At 60.3% G+C, this 18,777-nt stretch carries 14 protein-coding genes, 1 other RNA gene and 1 pseudogene; 13 read left to right on the top strand and 3 right to left on the bottom strand.

The features are described from left to right. The first annotated feature begins 120 nt into the window (after positions 1-120). The gene (gene smpB, locus HU736_RS18790; RefSeq protein WP_101322174.1) at positions 121-603 is read left to right on the top strand and encodes an SsrA-binding protein SmpB; all 483 of its coding nucleotides are present in this window, start codon (positions 121-123) and stop codon (positions 601-603) included. A gap of 65 nt (positions 604-668) precedes the next feature. On the opposite strand, the gene HU736_RS18785 is transcribed toward smpB, so the two are convergent. Further along, complete coding sequence (locus HU736_RS18785) at positions 669-1,436, bottom strand: FCD domain-containing protein (protein WP_103438614.1); 768 nt, start codon at positions 1,434-1,436, stop codon at positions 669-671. 471 nt (positions 1,437-1,907) lie between these two features. Here HU736_RS18785 and HU736_RS18780 point away from each other — a divergent pair, with 471 nt between their 5' ends. From HU736_RS18780 to HU736_RS18725, 12 genes and pseudogenes are all read left to right on the top strand, one after another. Continuing rightward, a complete protein-coding gene (locus HU736_RS18780; RefSeq protein WP_186701275.1) occupies positions 1,908-3,578 on the top strand; it encodes a lactate permease LctP family transporter in 1,671 nt (556 codons plus the stop codon). A 69-nt stretch (positions 3,579-3,647) separates the two neighbouring features. Next, positions 3,648-4,793, top strand: coding sequence for an FMN-dependent L-lactate dehydrogenase LldD (gene lldD / locus HU736_RS18775; protein ID WP_101322177.1), 1,146 nt, complete (start codon positions 3,648-3,650; stop codon positions 4,791-4,793). A gap of 75 nt (positions 4,794-4,868) precedes the next feature. Beyond that, positions 4,869-7,679, top strand: a complete 2,811-nt coding sequence (locus tag HU736_RS18770) for an FAD-binding and (Fe-S)-binding domain-containing protein (protein ID WP_186701276.1) — start codon at positions 4,869-4,871, stop codon at positions 7,677-7,679. Between the two features lie 351 nt (positions 7,680-8,030). Continuing rightward, the gene (locus HU736_RS18765; protein ID WP_186701277.1) at positions 8,031-8,303 is read left to right on the top strand and encodes a hypothetical protein; all 273 of its coding nucleotides are present in this window, start codon (positions 8,031-8,033) and stop codon (positions 8,301-8,303) included. Then, complete coding sequence (locus tag HU736_RS18760) at positions 8,300-8,560, top strand: DUF3077 domain-containing protein (RefSeq protein ID WP_186701278.1); 261 nt, start codon at positions 8,300-8,302, stop codon at positions 8,558-8,560. The genes HU736_RS18765 and HU736_RS18760 overlap by 4 nt, the downstream gene beginning before the upstream one ends. Positions 8,561-8,665: 105 nt before the next feature. Continuing rightward, a complete protein-coding gene (locus HU736_RS18755) occupies positions 8,666-8,959 on the top strand; it encodes a PA2433 domain-containing protein (RefSeq protein ID WP_186701279.1) in 294 nt (97 codons plus the stop codon). A gap of 106 nt (positions 8,960-9,065) precedes the next feature. Beyond that, positions 9,066-9,457: a transfer-messenger RNA gene (gene ssrA, locus HU736_RS18750) on the top strand. A 187-nt stretch (positions 9,458-9,644) separates the two neighbouring features. Beyond that, positions 9,645-10,901, top strand: coding sequence for an integrase domain-containing protein (locus HU736_RS18745; protein WP_186701280.1), 1,257 nt, complete (start codon positions 9,645-9,647; stop codon positions 10,899-10,901). A 964-nt stretch (positions 10,902-11,865) separates the two neighbouring features. Then, a pseudogene (locus tag HU736_RS18740) lies at positions 11,866-13,262 on the top strand (YfjI family protein). Next, a complete protein-coding gene (locus HU736_RS18735) occupies positions 13,246-13,605 on the top strand; it encodes a hypothetical protein (RefSeq protein WP_186701281.1) in 360 nt (119 codons plus the stop codon). The pseudogene HU736_RS18740 and the gene HU736_RS18735 overlap by 17 nt, the downstream one beginning before the upstream one ends. Next, a complete protein-coding gene (locus HU736_RS18730; protein WP_186701282.1) occupies positions 13,583-14,563 on the top strand; it encodes an integrase domain-containing protein in 981 nt (326 codons plus the stop codon). Before HU736_RS18735 ends, HU736_RS18730 begins: the two co-directional genes overlap by 23 nt. Then, a complete protein-coding gene (locus tag HU736_RS18725; protein ID WP_186701283.1) occupies positions 14,560-14,835 on the top strand; it encodes a hypothetical protein in 276 nt (91 codons plus the stop codon). Before HU736_RS18730 ends, HU736_RS18725 begins: the two co-directional genes overlap by 4 nt. A gap of 58 nt (positions 14,836-14,893) precedes the next feature. On the opposite strand, the gene HU736_RS18720 is transcribed toward HU736_RS18725, so the two are convergent. Together HU736_RS18720 and HU736_RS18715 are read right to left on the bottom strand one after the other, a co-directional pair. Beyond that, positions 14,894-15,610, bottom strand: a complete 717-nt coding sequence (locus tag HU736_RS18720; RefSeq protein ID WP_186701284.1) for a M48 family metallopeptidase — start codon at positions 15,608-15,610, stop codon at positions 14,894-14,896. Continuing rightward, positions 15,610-18,762, bottom strand: coding sequence for a type I restriction endonuclease subunit R (locus tag HU736_RS18715; RefSeq protein WP_186701285.1), 3,153 nt, complete (start codon positions 18,760-18,762; stop codon positions 15,610-15,612). Before HU736_RS18715 ends, HU736_RS18720 begins: the two co-directional genes overlap by 1 nt. Positions 18,763-18,777 lie beyond the last annotated feature (15 nt).

Below are 18,777 nucleotides of genomic sequence, written 5' to 3'. Positions count from 1 at the left end.
ACCGAAAACAGGTTCTGTGGGTTACACAGTGTGTCCATTGTCCGGGATTCACCCGGCAGGCTCAAGCGCACCGAAAACCCCGTAGCCGACAACGCCATGACTGCCTATAATGCGGCCCCTATGGCTAAGCAAAAGAAACATCCGACCGGGACCATCGCGCAGAACAAGAAAGCGCGTCACGATTACTTCATCGAACACAAGTTCGAGGCCGGGCTGGTCCTGTCCGGTTGGGAAGTAAAAAGCCTGCGGGCCGGTAAGGCGCACCTGACTGACAGCTACGTGCTGCTCAAGGACGGTGAAGCCTGGCTGTTCGGTTGCCACATTGCGCCGCTGACTGCCGCCAGCACCCACGTCATCGCTGACCCGATCCGCACCCGTAAACTGCTGCTGAACAAGCGCGAGCTTGAGCGCGTGCATGCTGCCGTGGCGCAGAAGGGCTACACCTGTGTGGCCTTGTCGCTGTACTGGAGCAAGCACCTGATCAAGTGCGAAATCGCCTTGGGCAAGGGCAAGAAGGAATTCGACAAGCGCGACACCGAGCGCGAACGCGATTCCAACCGCGAGATGCAGCGGGCCGTGCGCAACAAAGGCAAGGAAGACTGATTCCTCGCTGATTTGTGCTGCCTGCATTGGGGCTGCTGCGCAGCCCCCCCACTCTCAGCGCTAACTCAACGCCCGCTGCGCCGCTCCGCCCGCGCCACCCGATGCGCCTCCTGCTGCGCCTCCTCAAGCACCTCCTGCACATACAGAATATGCCGGCTAGAAACCTCCCTGGCCTCCTCTGCCCTACCCTCAACAATCGCCTGATACAACTCGCGATGCTGCCCAATCAACATATCCCGCGTCTCACTACGCTGCTGATACATCCCGCCAATGTTGGTCACCACGTTGCGCTTGAGCAAATCAAACAACCCACGAATGGTGTGCAGCAACACCGCGTTATGGCTCGCCTCGGCAATCGCCAGATGGAACCGCGCATCCGCCGCACCCTCCTCCGCCCGGCTCACCTCGGCCTTGCGTGAATAACAATCCTGCAGCTCATCAAACGCCGCCTTGAGCCGCTCACGGTCAAGCTCGGTCGCCCGCTGCGCCGCATAAAACGCACACGACGCCTCCAGCGTATGGCGAAACTCGAGCAAGTCCCGCTGCGCCTCCGGGCTGTGCTCAAGCAGCTGCAGCAGCGGGTCACTGAAGGTTGCCCCCAGCGACGCCGCCACATAATTGCCGCCACCCTGGCGACTCACCAGCAGCCCCTTGGCCACCAGCTTCTGGATCGCCTCGCGCAGCGATGGCCGCGACACGCCGAACTGTTCGGCCAGGGCGCGCTCGGCCGGCAGGCGCTCACCCGAGGTCAAGGTACCTTCAAGGATCATCCCTTCCAGGCGCTCGACAATGTCGTCGGACAGGCGCCGTTGGCGAACCTGATCAAAAACCATCACTTACTCTCCACAAACCCTCGCACACACAGCGAGGGCTACTATTTTGGCCTATCCAGGCTGCGCTCACACGTATCAGTGCGTAATAAAAGCTGGGTATTCGTGTGCCTCGCTGGCTTTGATCCTGGCGAGCATTGCCGGGGGCGCTTTGCGCCCCTTTCGCGACACAAGGCCGCTCACAGTTGACCGCGTCACGTCAGCATCGCCGCGTTGTCAGAGGGCTGCGCGGTCGGCGTAGGAGCGGCCTTGTGTCGCGAAAGGGCTGCAAAGCAGCCCCAGCACCCTCAAGCCCGACACAATTTCCGCCCCCCCTAAAACCAAGCCACTCATCGACATTCCACCAAAGTACAACCCGAGACAAATTGACACAGCCCTAGCCACGCTTTTACCCTAGCACCCAGACATTGTAAATTGGTCTTACCAATTATCCAATGCCAGTGCTGACCAACAACAATTAGGGGCCAACCCATCATGCAAACCTGGCAACAAATCTATAGCCCATTGGGCAGTCTTGGCCTGTCCGCGCTGGCGGCAGTGATCCCGATCGTATTCTTCTTCCTCGCCCTGGCCGTATTCCGCCTCAAAGGCCACGTGGCCGGCAGCATCACCCTCGGCCTGTCGATCCTGGTCGCCATCTTTGCCTTCAACATGCCGGTCGACATGGCCCTGGCAGCTGCCGGTTATGGCTTCCTCTACGGCCTGTGGCCAATCGCCTGGATCATCGTTGCCGCGGTGTTCCTGTACAAACTGACGGTCAAGAGCGGCCAGTTCGAAGTGATCCGCAGCTCGGTGCTGTCGATCACCGACGACCAACGCCTGCAAGTCCTGCTGATCGGCTTCTGCTTCGGCGCCTTCCTTGAAGGTGCCGCCGGCTTCGGCGCACCCGTGGCAATCACCGCTGCCCTGCTGGTCGGCCTGGGCTTCAACCCCCTCTACGCCGCCGGCCTGTGCCTGATCGCCAACACCGCGCCAGTCGCCTTCGGCGCGCTCGGCATCCCGATCATCGTCGCCGGCCAGGTGACCGGTATCGACGCCTTCCACATCGGCGCCATGACCGGCCGCCAGCTGCCGCTGCTGTCGCTGTTCGTACCGTTCTGGCTGGTGTTCATGATGGACGGCCTGCGCGGCGTCAAAGAAACCTGGCCTGCCGCGCTGGTCGCCGGCCTGAGCTTCGCCGTGACCCAGTACTTCACCTCCAACTACATTGGCCCAGAACTGCCCGACATCACCTCGGCCCTGGCCAGCCTGATCTCGCTGACCCTGTTCCTCAAAGTCTGGCAGCCCAAGCGCTCGATGGCCGTGGCCCAGGGCAGCGTCGGCGCCGCCGTGGTGCAGTCCAGCGGCAGCCAGCCAACCCCGTACAGCTTCGGTGAAATCTTCAAGGCCTGGTCGCCGTTCCTGATCCTCACCGTGCTGGTAACGATCTGGACCCTGAAGCCATTCAAGGCTGCGTTCGCCTCCGGCGGCGCGATGTACAACTTCGTGTTCAACTTCGCCATCCCGCACCTCGACCAGCTGGTCATCAAGACCGCGCCGATCGTTGCAGCCCCAACCGCCATGCCAGCGGTGTTCAAGCTCGACCCGATCTCCGCCACCGGCACCGCGATCTTCCTCTCCGCGCTGATCTCGATGTGGGTCCTGAAGATCAACTTCAAAACTGGTATTACCACTTTCAAAGAAGTGCTGTGGGAGCTGCGCTGGCCAATCCTGTCGATCGGCATGGTGCTGGCGTTCGCCTTCGTCACCAACTACTCCGGCATGTCCTCGACCATGGCCCTGGTATTGGCCGGCACTGGCGCGGCATTCCCGTTCTTCTCGCCGTTCCTCGGTTGGCTGGGCGTGTTCCTGACCGGCTCGGACACCTCGTCCAACGCCCTGTTCAGCTCGCTGCAAGCCACCACCGCGCACCAGATCGGCGTCAGTGACACCCTGCTGGTAGCGGCCAACACCAGCGGCGGCGTGACCGGCAAGATGATCTCGCCACAATCGATCGCTGTGGCCTGCGCCGCGACCGGCCTGGTTGGCAAGGAATCGGACCTGTTCCGCTTCACCGTCAAACACAGCCTGTTCTTCGCCACCATCGTCGGCGTGATCACCCTGGTGCAAGCCTACTGGCTCACCGGCATGCTGGTTCACCACTAAAGTGACAGGGGCCGGGCGCACTCGACTGCGCCCGGCAGCCACCCCTCACCACCTTTGCAGCGAGCATCCATGATCATTTCTGCCTCCACCGATTACCGCGTCGCGGCCCAGCGCAAGCTGCCGCCGTTCCTGTTCCACTACGCCGACGGTGGCGCCTACGCCGAATACACTCTGCGCCGCAACGTCGACGACCTGGCCAGCATTGCCCTGCGCCAACGCGTGCTCAACAACATGTCCGAACTCAACCTGCAGACGCAGCTGTTCGGCGAAACCCTGAGCATGCCGGTCGCCCTCGCCCCGGTCGGCCTGACCGGCATGTACGCCCGCCGCGGCGAAGTGCAGGCCGCCCGCGCCGCCGCCGCGCACGGCATCCCCTTCACCATGTCGACCGTCTCGGTTTGCCCGATCGAAGAAGTCGCCCCGGCTATCGACCGGCCGATGTGGTTCCAGCTGTATGTATTGAAAGACCGCGGCTTCATGCGCAACGCCCTCGAGCGCGCCAAGGCCGCCGGGGTCAAAACCCTGATCTTCACCGTCGACATGCCCGTGCCCGGCGCGCGCTACCGCGATGCCCACTCCGGCATGAGCGGCGCCAACGGCCCGATGCGCCGCGTGCTGCAAGCCATGACCCACCCACAGTGGGCCTGGGACGTCGGCGTGATGGGCCGCCCGCACGACCTGGGCAACATCTCTACCTACCGCGGCAACCCCACCGGCCTTGCCGACTACATAGGTTGGCTGGGCAACAACTTCGACCCGTCGATCTCATGGAAAGACCTCGAGTGGATCCGCGAATTCTGGGACGGCCCGATGATCATCAAAGGCATCCTCGACCCGGATGATGCCCGTGATGCGGTCAAGTTCGGCGCCGACGGCATCGTCGTCTCCAACCACGGCGGCCGCCAGCTCGACGGCGTGCTCTCCAGCGCCCGCGCCCTGCCGGCGATTGCCGATGCGGTCAAAGGCGACATCAAGATCCTCGCCGACTCCGGCATCCGCAGCGGCCTCGACGTGGTGCGCATGATCGCCCTCGGCGCCGACAGCGTGCTGATCGGCCGCGCCTTCCTCTGGGCGCTGGCCACCCACGGCGAAGCCGGGGTGAAAAACCTGCTGGCCCTGTTCGAAAAAGAAATGCGCGTGGCCATGGTGCTGACCGGCGCCAAGTCGATCAGCGAAATCAGCCGCGACTCGCTGGTCCGCGAACTGGGCGCCTGACGCGCCCTACCCCACACCGCCTGATTGCCCGGGGCACGTTGCGCCACAGATGCGACGGCCCCGCGAGGAGATTGCATGAGCCTGCCTGCCGCGTTCCTCAGAGATGCCGAGCGCCTGATCCCCGCCAACCGCCGCTTCAGCGACCCGACCTCAACCCTGGCCTTTGGCACCGACGCCAGCTTTTACCGGCTGATCCCACAGTTGGTAGTGCGCGTCGAATCAGAAGACGAAGTGGTCGGCCTGCTGCAACTGGCCCAGCGCGAACGCGTGCCGGTGACCTTCCGCGCCGCCGGCACCAGCCTGTCTGGCCAGGCCCTCAGCGACTCGGTGTTGATCGTGCTCGGCGACAGCTGGAACGGCAAGGAAATCCGCCGCCAGGGCGAGCAGATCCGCCTGCAACCCGGCGTCATCGGCGCCCAAGCCAACGCCTGGCTGGCCCCGTTCGGGCGCAAGATCGGCCCCGACCCGGCCTCGATTAACGCCTGCAAGATCGGCGGCATCGTCGCCAACAATGCCAGCGGCATGTGCTGCGGTACCGCGCAAAACACCTACCACACCCTCGCCGGCCTGCGCCTGGTGCTGGCCGACGGCACCCGCCTCGACAGCGAAGACCCAGCCAGCGTCGCCGCCTTCGAGCACAGCCACGGTGCGTTGCTCGCCGAGCTGACCCGGCTCGGCCAGGAGACCCGCGCCAATACTGAACTGGCTGCGCGAATCCGCCACAAATACCGCCTGAAAAACACCACCGGCCTGTCGCTCAATGCCCTGATCGACTACGACCAGCCGCTCGACATCCTCCAGCACCTGCTGGTCGGCTCCGAAGGCACCCTCGGCTTTATCAGTGCCGTGACCTACGACACCGTGCTCGACCACCCGCACAAAGCCTCGGCGCTGATCGTCTTCCCCACCGTGGAAAGCTGCTGCAAAGCCGTCACCGTGCTCAAAAGCCAGCCGGTGTCCGCCGTCGAACTGCTCGACCGCCGCAGCCTGCGCTCAGTGCAGAGCAAACCCGGCATGCCGGTATGGGTCCGCGCCCTGTCGGACAACGCCTGCGCCCTGCTGATCGAATCCCGCGCCGCCAGCCAGAGCCTGCTGCACGAGCAACTCGGGCTGATCATGGCATCGATTGCCGAGTTCCCGCTGGAGCAGAAAGTCGACTTCAGCGAAGACCCGACCGTGTACAACCTGCTGTGGAAAATCCGCAAAGACACCTTCCCCGCCGTCGGCGCCGTGCGTCAGACCGGGACTACAGTGATCATCGAAGACGTCACCTTCCCGGTTGAAGTCCTGGCTGAAGGCGTCAACCGCCTGATCCAGCTGTTCGACAAACACGGCTACGCCGAGGCGATCATTTTCGGCCACGCCCTGGAAGGCAACCTGCACTTCGTCTTCACCCAAGGCTTCAACAACGCTGCCGAAGTCGCCCGCTACCAGGCCTTCATGGACGACGTCGCGCAACTGGTCGCCGTCGAATTCGGCGGCTCGCTCAAGGCCGAGCACGGCACCGGCCGCAACATGGCGCCCTTCGTCGAGCTGGAGTGGGGCAAAGACGCTTACCAACTGATGTGGCAGCTCAAGCGCCTGCTCGACCCCAACGGCATCCTCAACCCCGACGTGGTGCTCAGCGAAGACCCGGATATCCACCTGAAAAACCTCAAACCGCTGCCCGCCGCCGACGAAATCGTCGACAAGTGCATCGAGTGCGGTTTCTGCGAACCGGTGTGCCCGTCCAAAGGCCTCACCCTCAGCCCCCGCCAGCGCATCGTTATGTGGCGCGACATCCAGGCGAAAAAGCGCGCCGGCGCAGACGTGCGCGAGCTGCTGCGCGACTTCCAGTACCAGGGCATCGACACCTGCGCCGCCACCGGCCTGTGCGCCCAGCGCTGCCCGGTTGGCATCAACACCGGCGAGCTGGTGAAAAAGCTGCGCGGCCAAGCCGCCGACCACGGCAAAACTGCCGACTGGCTGGCCGAACACTTCCAGACCACCCTGCGCGGCGCCCGCTTCACCCTCGCCGCCGCCAACGGCGCACGCAAACTGCTCGGCGCACCGCGCCTCGCACGTCTCAGCGCCTCATTAAGTAAAGCCAGCAACGGCCGCCTGCCGCAGTGGACCAGCGCCATGCCGCAACCGCTGCGCGCCATCGACTTCGGCCCGGCCAGCAACGACGCCCGCCCCCGCGTGGTGTACCTCGCCGCCTGCGTATCGCGGGTGATGGGCCCGGCCTACGCCGACCGCGAACAAAGCTCGCTGCTGGACAAAACCCAACGCCTGCTGGAAAAAGCCGGTTACCAGGTGGTATTCCCGGAAAACGCCGACAGCCTCTGCTGCGGCCAGCCATTTGCGTCAAAAGGTTACGCCGAGCAGGCCGAACACAAGCGCCAGGAGCTGATCAACGCCCTGCTGCTGGCCACTCGCGGCGGCCTCGACCCGGTGTACTGCGACACCAGCCCGTGCACCTTGCGCCTGGTGCAGGACCTGGGCGAAACCCGCCTCGACCTGTACGACCCGGTGCGCTTCATCCGCACCTTCCTGGTCGACCGACTGGAGTTCACCCCGCAGGAGGAGCCGGTGGCGGTGCATGTCACCTGCAGCACCCAGCACCTCGGTGAAAGCCAGGCGCTGATTGACCTGGCGCGGCGTTGCAGCAAGCAGGTGGTGATCCCCGAGGGGATTCATTGCTGTGGTTTTGCTGGCGACAAGGGCTTTACCACGCCGGAGCTGAACAGCCATGCGCTGCGCAGTTTGAAGGATGCGGTGCAGTACTGCAGCGAGGGGATTTCGACCAGCCGTACGTGTGAAATCGGGCTGTCGAGCAACAGCGGAATCGACTATCACGGGTTGGTTTATCTGGTGGATCGGGTGACTCGGGCGCGGGTGATCTGAGTTTGGGTTCGGCGGTGTCCAGTGGCGGGTTTTCCGTAGGACGTTTCCGAACCTGAAACCAAATGCTTCTGGATTGGGGCTCTTGGGAATTATCCTACGGGCGCTGACGCCGTTTCGCTGTTGTTCAGCTAAGGCATCAGGGCTAATTTCCTCGGGTCGCCATTTTCAGGCGACGAGGGTGTGAGAGCCCGGCTTAACGGTGCACTGCAATGGCAGCCGCAATGCGGGCAGGCTTCGGCCTGGCCGGATTTTACCGTTTTTGCCGGTCTCTCACCCCGCATTCGGCTGCCACCCAATTCTGTGAGAGGAATCTAACTGGCAGCTCCTGATGACCAAAATCGGAAAGGTGCCATGAAAAAATTAGTTCCAGACCCACCCCGTTTCAAAATGCTCAATAACCCCTTCTTCTCGCTTCACAACGACCTGCCCACGCCCGACGCGCTCGCCCATTCCAGCGAACTGCTGCGCGGTGTAATCGAAACCATCGACGAACACTGCCGCCACCGCGCCGGCGAGCCCGGCCTGAACATGCTCAGCAACGCCGCCCACGCCGCCGAAACCGCCCGCGCCCTGGTCGAACACGTCATGCGCCGCGCCACCGCTGAAGAAGGAGCGCCGCAATGACCCACGACCTCGACAGCTGGACCACCGTCGGCACCGAAACCTGCCACGACCTCTACCGCATCAAGCCCGGCGTGCACGTCGAGCGCGCCTTCCAGGAACTGTCCGCGCTACTGAGCATGGTCCGCCACCTCACCCAGCAAGCCGACAAAAACGACGACCCCGTCGCCCTCGAAGCAGCCCGCTACCTGAGCGCTCTAGCCCGAGCCCTCGGCACCGACATAGAAAGCGGCAAAGCCCTACGCGACGCGACCCAATAACGACAGCCATGTCAGCAGGCCAGTATTTGCATTGAACCCTCGCGGAAACCGCGCAGTCCATCTTTACAGGCCCGCCTTCCAGAGGCCTTCCAGAAGGAGACACCCATGAAAGGTACTGCGCTTTCCGCTCTCTTCGCGGCTGCCACACTGCTGGCCTCGCCGGTATTCGCTGCTGACGACCTCTGCGCCATGAACCTGCAGAAGATCGACGACAGCATGGCCACCACCGCCACCACCTCCGAAGGCCTCGATAAAACCCTCACCGAGCACATCGACAAAGCCAAGGCCGCCCAAGCCAGCGGTGACAAGAAAGAATGCATCACCATCACCAGCAAAGTGCTTGAGCGCCTCGAGAAAACCGACAAAGGCAGCGGCACCGCTGGCGGCAGCGGCTCGTAAGGCCAGGCTGTAAACGGACGACGACACCCGCAGTCGACGTCGTCCGCACAAAGGCGTATACTCCGCCTTGCGTGCTGAAAAGCACGCTCAGCTCTAGAGCTGAGTTGGGGCCGATTAGGATTCGACGCCGGTCGCGAAACTCTAGGTGCATGCCGAGTTGGTAACAGAACTCGTAAATCCACTGTTGCAACTTTCTATAGTTGCCAATGACGAAAACTACGAGGGTTACGCTCTCGCTGCGTAAGCAGCTGAGCCCGCTCTCCTGGTAGCTTCGGCTCCAGCAATCACTAGGGGATGCCTGTAAACCCGAAGTGATTGTCATACAGAACAGGATCGTCGTGTAGCACGTTGGGGGCAAAGCGACTAAAACTTACCCAACTCGTCCAAAGCACCCTGCCACTCGGGCGGCTGCGGATTAACTTAATTGAGATGGCTACGCATGTAGTACCGACAGCGGAGTACTGGCGGACGGGGGTTCAAATCCCCCCGGCTCCACCAAATGATCAAACAAAGACGTCCACGGACGTCTTTTTTTGTGCCTGGAAGTCAGTGAAATCAAAGGCTTACTGCTCTTTTGAGGGCCGCAACGGTTTTTTGAGTTCCAGCCACCCCGGTATTCCCGGTGGTATTCCAGCCTACCTGGGGCTAATCTTGGGAATACCAAAAGGTGTCATGGAGCTCTCCCATGTGCGCTCAAACAGCTCGCCTCTCCGACCGCCAGCTTAAGGCGGTCAAGCCCAAAGACAAGGACTACGTCCTCACGGATGGCGACGGCCTCCAGCTCCGAGTCCGGGTCAACCGCTCGATGCAGTGGAATTTCAACTACAGGCATCCAGTCACCAAAAATCGAATCAACATGGCGCTCGGCTCCTACCCCGAGGTCTCTCTGGCGCAAGCGCGGCGGAAAGCGGTTGAGGCTAGGGAAGTACTTGCGCAGGGGATCGACCCCAAAGCTCAGCGCAATGATCTCGCACAGGCAAAGCTAGCCAAGACGGAACATACGTTCGAGAAAGTAGCTAGCGCCTGGTTCGAGCTGAAAAAGGACTCGGTCACGCCGGCCTATGCCGAGGACATCTGGCGCTCACTCACTCTGCACGTTTTCCCGAGCATGAAATCGACTCCGATCTCGGAAGTCAGCGCACCGATGGTGATAAAGATCCTTCGCCCTATCGAAGCCAAAGGCAGCTTGGAAACGGTGAAGCGGCTTAGCCAGCGCCTCAACGAGATCATGACCTACGGGGTCAATTCGGGAATGATTTTCGCGAACCCGCTCAGCGGGATTCGGGCGGTATTCAAGAAACCGAAGAAAGAAAACATGGCGGCGCTACCGCCCGAGGAGCTTCCTGAGCTCATGCTGGAAATAGCGAACGCCAGTATCAAGCGCACGACTCGCTGCCTGATCGAATGGCAGTTGCACACCATGACTCGCCCAGCCGAGGCGGCGACTACTCGTTGGGCAGACATCGATTTTGAAAGGCGTGTCTGGACCATCCCGCCGGAGCGGATGAAGAAGCGCCGCCCGCACAGCATCCCGTTGAGCGATCAAGCCATGTCATTGCTGGAGATACTGAAGTCCCACAGTGGTCATCGGGAATACGTCTTCCCGGCAGACCGAAACCCTCGTACTCATGCCAATAGCCAGACCGCCAACATGGCGTTGAAACGCATGGGCTTCCAAGACCGCTTGGTCAGCCACGGCATGCGCTCGATGGCCAGCACCATATTGAATGAACATGGATGGGACCCGGAGCTCATCGAAGTGGCATTGGCGCACGTCGACAAGGATGAGGTGCGCAGTGCCTACAACCGAGCCGACTACATCGAGCGACGGCGGCCGATGATGGCTTGGTGGAGCGAGTACATTCTGAAGGCGTCGACGGGCAATCTCTCGGCCAGCGCGATGAATGTGGCCAGGGATCGGAACGTAATACCCATCCGATAGGGCGGCGACAACGGCGACACTGGCGACAGACCGCGTGCCATCTACATCCTTGCCGTCTGAGCGGATGGCGACAGTCGCCAACTCGCCTCGACTTTGGCTTCTCCGGCTAAGCCCGTGAGCATGGGGAGGCTTCGCATCCCCATGCTCACGGGCTAACACTAGAAAAGCGACAAACGGCCACTTTGCCACTGACACCCACCGACTTCCAAAGCACGCCAGAGGTGGAATCTGGCGCATTTCCATGTGCCCTTCACCAATTGACCCGAGCCGCGGTGACCGATAGAACGAAGGTTCAAAGCGCTGCCTTAGGCAGCACCCCAAATGACCAGAGCCTTCAAGGTCATGCCGCTAACCCGGTGGTTCATCCCAAAGTGCGATTCGCGCCCGGAGGCTCGCACGGTCATTCGCCAGAATGATGGACGCCCTCTAAACAATCCGCCTAGTGCGGCTGCCCGCTAACCCTTTAGCCCTGCAGCAACGAACCTGCTCGGCCAACGTTTTGCGCCAACCGTTCGCCCGTCTCTTTTGCCAGAAAAGAGACGGGCGCTCCTACCACTGCTGCAGCCCACATTGCACATGGCTTTGCGGCAATTCCCCTCGTGACAATCGGCGTGACAAACGCCGATGTCACCAGCAACAGCGCTGTAAATGATGGTGCCGCAGACCAAGGAATGGACTGCACCTGACTCACAGTCAGGCATGCCCCGGTCATCGCAGTGCTGCTTGCACCTGGCTCAGGATCTCGCGGCACTGGTCTCGTCAGCCAATGCAGCCTCCACCCGCCCACCGGTAACGGTGCTCAGGAGGCCAGATCATGAGATGCCCTTGCTCCCGGACGTAAGGAGCCGCCAGTCCCGCGAAGAGGACATTCCTCACAGGTCGCAGGGGCCTTGATTCCTGATAACACTCAGCATTCTTGGCGGGATGACGTGAGGGAGAGATCGGTAATTTATGGAGGACGGCTATGCAACTGCGCGAAGTACAAGGGCCACCACGCCCCTTGTTGGAACAGCAGATTACGCCCCTACCCTACCCGGTCGCGGCGCTGGGCGACCTATTGGCGCCTGCCGTGGAACGCATGGCCGATGTGATCAGCGTGCCCTGCGCCATGGCCGCGCAATCCGTTCTGGCCACGGCAGCTTTGGCGAGCCAGGCGCACGGCAATGTTCACCTAGACGGCCGAATCTATCCGTTGTCGCTGTACTTGCTGACAGTGGCTTGCTCGGGTGATCGCAAAAGCGCAGTGGATCATGTTGCGTTGCAGGCAGTACGCGACTGGTAAAGACAGCAGTGGATCGCTTATGGCGAGCAGCTCAAAGCGCACCGCGCTGCAATGAGCCACACCGCGAAGTCACCGGCCTCGAAAAAGTCTGCCCAGGCAGCGCTGGACACCCAACCTGAGCCTGTCCAGCCACGACTGCTCACTGCCGAGCCAACCATTGAAGGACTGGTGAAAAGCCTTTGCCATGGTTTGCCGAGCATGGGGCTGTTCAGCGATGAAGGGGGGCAGTTTTTGGGCGGCAGCACCATGAGCAAGGACAACATGATCAAGGCGATCACTCACTTGTCGACGCTGTGGGACGGTAGCCCGATTGATCGGTCGCGCGCGATGACTGGAGAAAGTCTGCGTGCCTATGATCGCCGCCTCAGCATGCACTTGATGCTTCAACCCGCCTGGCAGACCGCTTGCTGCAGGACGCTGATATCAAAGACCAAGGCATCTTGGGACGCTGCCTGATCAGTTGGCCAGAGCGTCTGGTTGGACAACGGCTGTACAAAGCCATCGACCTGACCCGAGATCCAAAAGTGTACCTGTACCACCAGCGCATTGCCGCGCTGATGCAAAAGCCTTGGTCACGGCATAAAGACGGCGGCCTCAACCCTGCAATCCTAGAGTTAAGCCCCCACGCCCGGGAGGCCTGGATTGCTATTCACGACACCATTGAATTCGAGTCAGGGGAGTTCGGCGAGCTGGTCAACGTGCAAGCTGCTGCGAGTAAAGCCGCCGCGAACGTTCTACGCATGGCTGGTGTGATGGCGGTGGTTGAGGAGTCGACTGTCGTGGAAGAAGTGCACATTCAGCGCGCCTCTACGCTGATGGATTACTACCTGGCCGAGAACCAGCGCCTGACCGAACAGGAGCCACTGAATAAGCTTCGCGCGGAGGCGGATTGCCTTCTGCGCTGGTTGATTAAGAAGAACTGGCCACCATTTCGCCTCCGCGATCTCACGCGCAACGGCCCTCGCTTTGCCCGTAAAAGCACACGGCACACCTTCGAGTTGTTGCTGCAGCTGGTTACCCATAACTGGCTGAATAATGCAGGGGACATATTCGAGGTGCGCCATGTTCCGCCTCAATGACGCCGTGCGCCGCTATCGAGCGCAACATCGATCGCCGACCGAGCTAAGGTGTGTCGCCGCCACTGCCACCACTTTGTCGCCACGTGCCAATCCAGATGCGGCGGGGGATGTCGCCAGTGTCGCCGCTATCGCCACTCCAACATCTGAGTCAATCGACCTCGCTCGGCTTATCGAGCAGTTGCAAGAAGAAGGGGCTTTGCTGCAACACAGCGAAAATGCCCTCCTCATCCGCCCGGCACACTGGGGACAATTGGACACCATCGGCCCCCACTGGAAAGCCCTGCTGCTGCTCCTACAAACCAACGATCAAGGTGAAGACAATGGCGCTGGTCGGTCGGCGTGATGGTCGCAATTTTGGCTACGGTCGCCAACTGAGCTACGCCGGTCGGCAGGCACTGGAAGATCTGTTTGCCGGCGGCCACTTCGCCACCGTCAAAGCACACAGCGATCGCTGGCAAGCCTTCGTGCGCTGGTGCCGATCGGAGGACGGCCCCGGTTACAACGATGCACGCCAGATTGATCGACAGACGCTGGAGGACTACGTCGCATACCTGCGGCAGAAGATCCAGCAAGGCGAACTGTGCATCGCCACCGCGCAAAACCGTCTGAGCAGCGTCAACCGCACCATCGCTGCGCTGCGCGGTGATAAGGACGTGAGAGTCATCAGCCCGAGCCAGGCGCTAGGGCAGCAGCGCTCCAACGTACGCACTCGAGCACCAGATGGCCAAGACCATCAAGAAGTACAGCGAGTGCTTCATTCGCTTGTTGAGCAGCAACACGAGCGAATAGCGGCCGTTGTCATGCTGGCCCGCGCAACGGGTATGCGCCTGCGTGAAGCGATCCTGGCGGATCTGCCACGCCTGCAACGCGAAGCAGTGCACTTAGGCCGCATCAATATTCAGGACGGTACCAAAGGAGGCCGCTCAGGGGCATCAGCACCACGTTGGATCATTGCCACTGAACAAGTTAACGCGGCGCTCCAATTTGCGCTTGATGCGTCGCCGCCCCGAAGCCGCAACTTGCTGGCCCGCGACGAAAGCTACGCCGCATTCCTGCAAAAGACCGTGCTCCCCACCCGCGAAACGCTGCATGAACACGGGCTGAAGGGGCTCCATGACCTACGAGCAGCCTACGCATGCGAGCGTTATGAGCAACTCACGGGCCATGCCGCCCCGGTCAATCGTGGCCACTGCTATCGCATTGACCGCGACCTTGATCAACTGGCGCGCCAACAGATCAGCCTTGAGCTTGGGCATAACCGGATCGATGTGGTTTCGGCCTACATTGGAGGTCGAGCGTGACCAAGCCCTTCGATATGGCGCTGTTCCTGAGCGGCGTACTGACTGGCTCGAAGGCCACCCAGCAACGACATCTACGGCAAGCCCGAACCATGCAAGTTGCCATTCAACAGCGATGGCAACGAGATAATCCTTGGACCTGGCAGCTCAAGCATTTGCGCTGGTTTCTCACTCAGCACCTGAAAGAGAATACCGACGCCACCCGGTATTACTACCGACTCACAGCGCTATTGCTTTGGAAGCGATTAGGGAGAGCCCGAGAGCTGCTGATGTGATACTCGACGAGTCCAAACCTAGCCCACCAGTCGCACTTACAATCGGGCTAGTACAGCCTCACTCTTTCCAAACCTCAGCAGCCAGCGGCAACTCATTCAGCTCGGCGCGAGCCTCGCGCCAGATTGGGAAATGCTCCCCGAGGATGGAGATAAAGCGCTCATTGTGGGTGGGCTCAAGCAGGTGAACCATCTCGTGGACGATCACGTACTCAAGCAGGTCTTTCGGCTTCTTCACCAACTCGGTGTTCAGTCGAATGTTCCCTGCTTGATGGTTACAGCTACCCCATTTTGTTTTCATTCGCTGCAGGTAATAACCAGCCACCTTAACCTTCAGCTTGCGCTCCCACTTCCTGATCAACACTGGCACCACGGCGTGCAGTTGCAGCTTCTGCCATTCATGTATCACTTCGGCGCGCTTATGCGCATCGCTGCCAGGGCGAACAGTTAAGGTGATGCGTTTGTGGTCGAGCACCACCGATGGCTTGGCATCCCGGTGGTTAACCACCATCAGGTAACGTCGCCCCCAAACATAGTGGCTTTCTCTTTCCACAAACTGACGTGGTGCCTCACGTGCCTGCGTTTCCAGTTTGCTCTGCTGCTCGCGAATCCAGCCCAGCCTGGAAATAGCATATGCCCGAGCAACCTCAAGCCGTGTGTTTGTTGGGGCGACTAACGTTACCCGCCCCTCCGGCGGGTGGACGCTCAGGTGGACATTCTTGATGTCTTTCCTGGTCACTGAAATTGAAATATCGCCCAGCTCAATAATCTCGTTCATCAATAGCCCGGTTGGTTCTTGATAATTTCGAATATTGCCGAAGTCGCTACACGGTCGCGTCCCATCAGAGGGAACAGCGCATTAAGAACCTGAGCTTCCCGTGCAGGGTCTCCTCGCCAGGATGCCGGTGCCGAACCGCGCATGGCTAAATCAAGATCCAGAGCCAGTTTCACTTTTGCCCCTTCGTCTTTCGGGCACTGGAAGGTGGTCGTTGCAATGCTGTCGAGGTTGTTGAACAGTACAGTGGCTTCCCGGTGGCCGTTAAGTGCAGCCGGAGAGCTTCCTGGTCCCTTCTGTGCCAGCTGCTTGACCAGCGCCTCAGCCTTGCGCAAAAACTCCTCGTAAGCGGCAGCATCTTCACGACTCTGTTTGATCAGATCCTCAAGCAACTGCGACATACCCTCGTAGAACTTCGGATCCGTCAATTTCTCACGAATAATGGTCTTGCGCACGTTGTTGATAATGCCTTCGGCAATCGCACCCTTGGAAAGCGTGCCCTTGGCGTTGAGCTTTTTGGCGATGGCATCGTGAACGCCAGTCTGAACGATCAGCTCAACCAGCGAGAAATTATCGACCGTGCTCATCGGATCGGCAGGGTCTGCCTGAATATAGGTATTGAGCAGATGCCGCATGTCCGATTCGAATGGCTTGATATCCAACTCTTCGCCGGAATGTCTCTTTATCGCCTCACGCAGGTCAGCATAGAACTGCACTTCAGTCTGCAGCCTGCCGGCTTCAGTAGCCGAGTAACCGGCTTCGGTCAGGTTCTGCGCCAAGTCGGCAAACGCCCGCACAAATGAAGCCACCATCTTATAGAAGGACACCCGCAGTGCTTCGGTCTCATCCAGCGCATTGGCGTTAGCGGCGGCACCACAGAAGTAGTGGATAAACTGTTCAACCTCACGCGGCGGAGCCACGGGGGCGCACAAATAACTCAATGCCTCACGGGCAGCGTCCAGCTGATTCTTGCCCTCGACCAGCCAATTCTTCAGCTCAACGTTGTTGCTGCCCCCGCTGCCTGCGTCGACATCCAGCTCATCAGAGGTGTACACCGAAATGGCGTCCTGTACATCGCCGAACAGCTCCTTGAAGTCGACGATATAACCAAAGTCCTTGTCATCACCGTCGAGCCGGTTGGTGCGGCAAATTGCCTGGAACAGGTTGTGGTCCCGCAACTCGTTATCCAGATAGATGTAGGAGCAACTGGGCGCATCGAAGCCAGTCAGCAGCTTGCTGACCACGATAAGTAGCTTCAGGTTGGCCGGTTCCTCAATGAAGCGGCGCTTGGTTTCTTCTTCATAAGCGGTAGTGGTCTGGCCCGGCTTCAGCACGTACTGCGTGTAGGTATCGAACTTGTAACGCTCATCGCTTTGTGCCGGCTCGCGAGAAATTGCACTGGGGTTCGGTTCATAGGACGTGATGATGCCGCAGTAAGGGCCGAACGAAGTGGTCTCAAACAAGCGGAAGTAGTGACAGGCATCATAGATGCTGGCTGCCACCAGAATGGCGGTGCCCCGGTCGTTGTTCAGCCGCGGCTTCAGACTGAAGTCCTCAATGATGCTGGCGATGATGCGCTGCTTGCGCTCGCCGGCGCTCATAAGCGCTTCCATGGTCGCCCAGCGCTTGCGCAAGATCGACTTCTGGTAGTTGTTCAATGTTTTGGTTTTCTGCTCGAACCAGGCATCGATGGCCTTTTGCGAGGTCAACCGCTGCGGTACGTCGCGCGCTTCGTACTTGAGGTCCAGCACCACCTTATCCGCCACGGCTTCGTGGAATTTGTAGGTGTGGATGTAGGTGCCGAACACATCGCGGGTAGTCTGTTTGTCCTTGCGCAGCAGCGGTGTACCGGTAAAACCAATAAACAGGGCATTGGCCAGCCACTGCTTCATTTGCTTGTTCATGTCACCGCCTTGGGTGCGGTGGCATTCATCCACGAATACATAGAAGCGCCCATGCATGGGCGGCGGCGGCACGCTCAGATCTGGCTCAAACTTGTGCAACAGCGCACAGAGCAGGCGCGGTGAGGTGGCGGAAAGCTTCTGCACAAGATCGGCACGAGAGGTAATACGTGGCGAGGGCGAATCGTTGCCGATTACCCCAGCATTGTGCATGACCCCGGATATTTGCTTGTCCAGCTCATCGCGATCTGTGATGACCAGAATACGCGCCTCAGGATCGTGCTCCAGTAACCACTTGGCGATCAGCACCATCAAAATGCTCTTGCCACTGCCCTGGGTATGCCAGATAACCCCACCCTCTTGACGCCGAACCCGCTCTTGCGCGGCCTTCACTGCGGCGTATTGATGCGGGCGTGGCACCTTCTTGATGCCCGCATCAAAGATAATGAAGTTGCGGATCAGATCAAGCAGACGCGACTTCTCGCACATCTGCGCCAAGGGGCCATCCAGCAGATAACCGGACTGCGCCGCTTCGGCGCCAAGTATCACGTCATAGCGGGCAGGCGTCTCGCGCTGAGTGTTCAGCTCTTCTGTCGCTGGTTTTTCCGTCGAAGCCTTCCACTCGACAAAAAATTCGGCGCGGGTAGTCGCCGTGCCGTAGCGCAGGCCCTGAGAGTCACTGCCAGCAAAGACCAACTGCACTGTACTGAAGAAACCCTTGTTGAAGATTTCCTCCTGGTTGGTGATCAGCTGGTGAATACCATCGGCCACCTCAACCGAACTACGCTTGAGCTCAATCATGCCGATGGCGATACCGTTCAGGTAAATCACCAGATCAGGGCGGCGCTCATGGCCACCGCGTAAGGTCACTTCCTCGGCAATGGCGAAGTCATTGCGCTCAGGGTGCTCCCAATCAACCAGATGCACCGTTTCGTGGGCCTGCCCAACGGCGACCTGTACCGGCACGCCGTAACGCAGCAACTGGTAGGTCCGCAAGTTGGCCTGATACAGGGTGATGCCCGTGGAATCCGCTGCGGCCATCAGCTTTTGCACCGCCGCCGATATCTGCGCATCGGAGTAGCCGCGCTGCTTCAGGTTTGCCTGCAGCAGCTCGATTTCAATGTTGCGGTTTTGCCCACGCTTGCTCCACTCGCCCAGGTAGTCGTAGTCGAGACAATCAGGCCGCGTCTTGTCCGTAAACAAAGCCAGAACACGATTCTGGGTGCGACGTTCGGAGCGAGGTTGTTGAGTCATCGGGTGCATCCTGCA

Origin of the sequence: Pseudomonas shirazensis, from assembly GCF_014268785.2 — a bacterium.
GTDB lineage: Bacteria > Pseudomonadota > Gammaproteobacteria > Pseudomonadales > Pseudomonadaceae > Aquipseudomonas > Aquipseudomonas shirazensis.
This window is presented reverse-complemented; position numbering and strand designations above follow the sequence as displayed.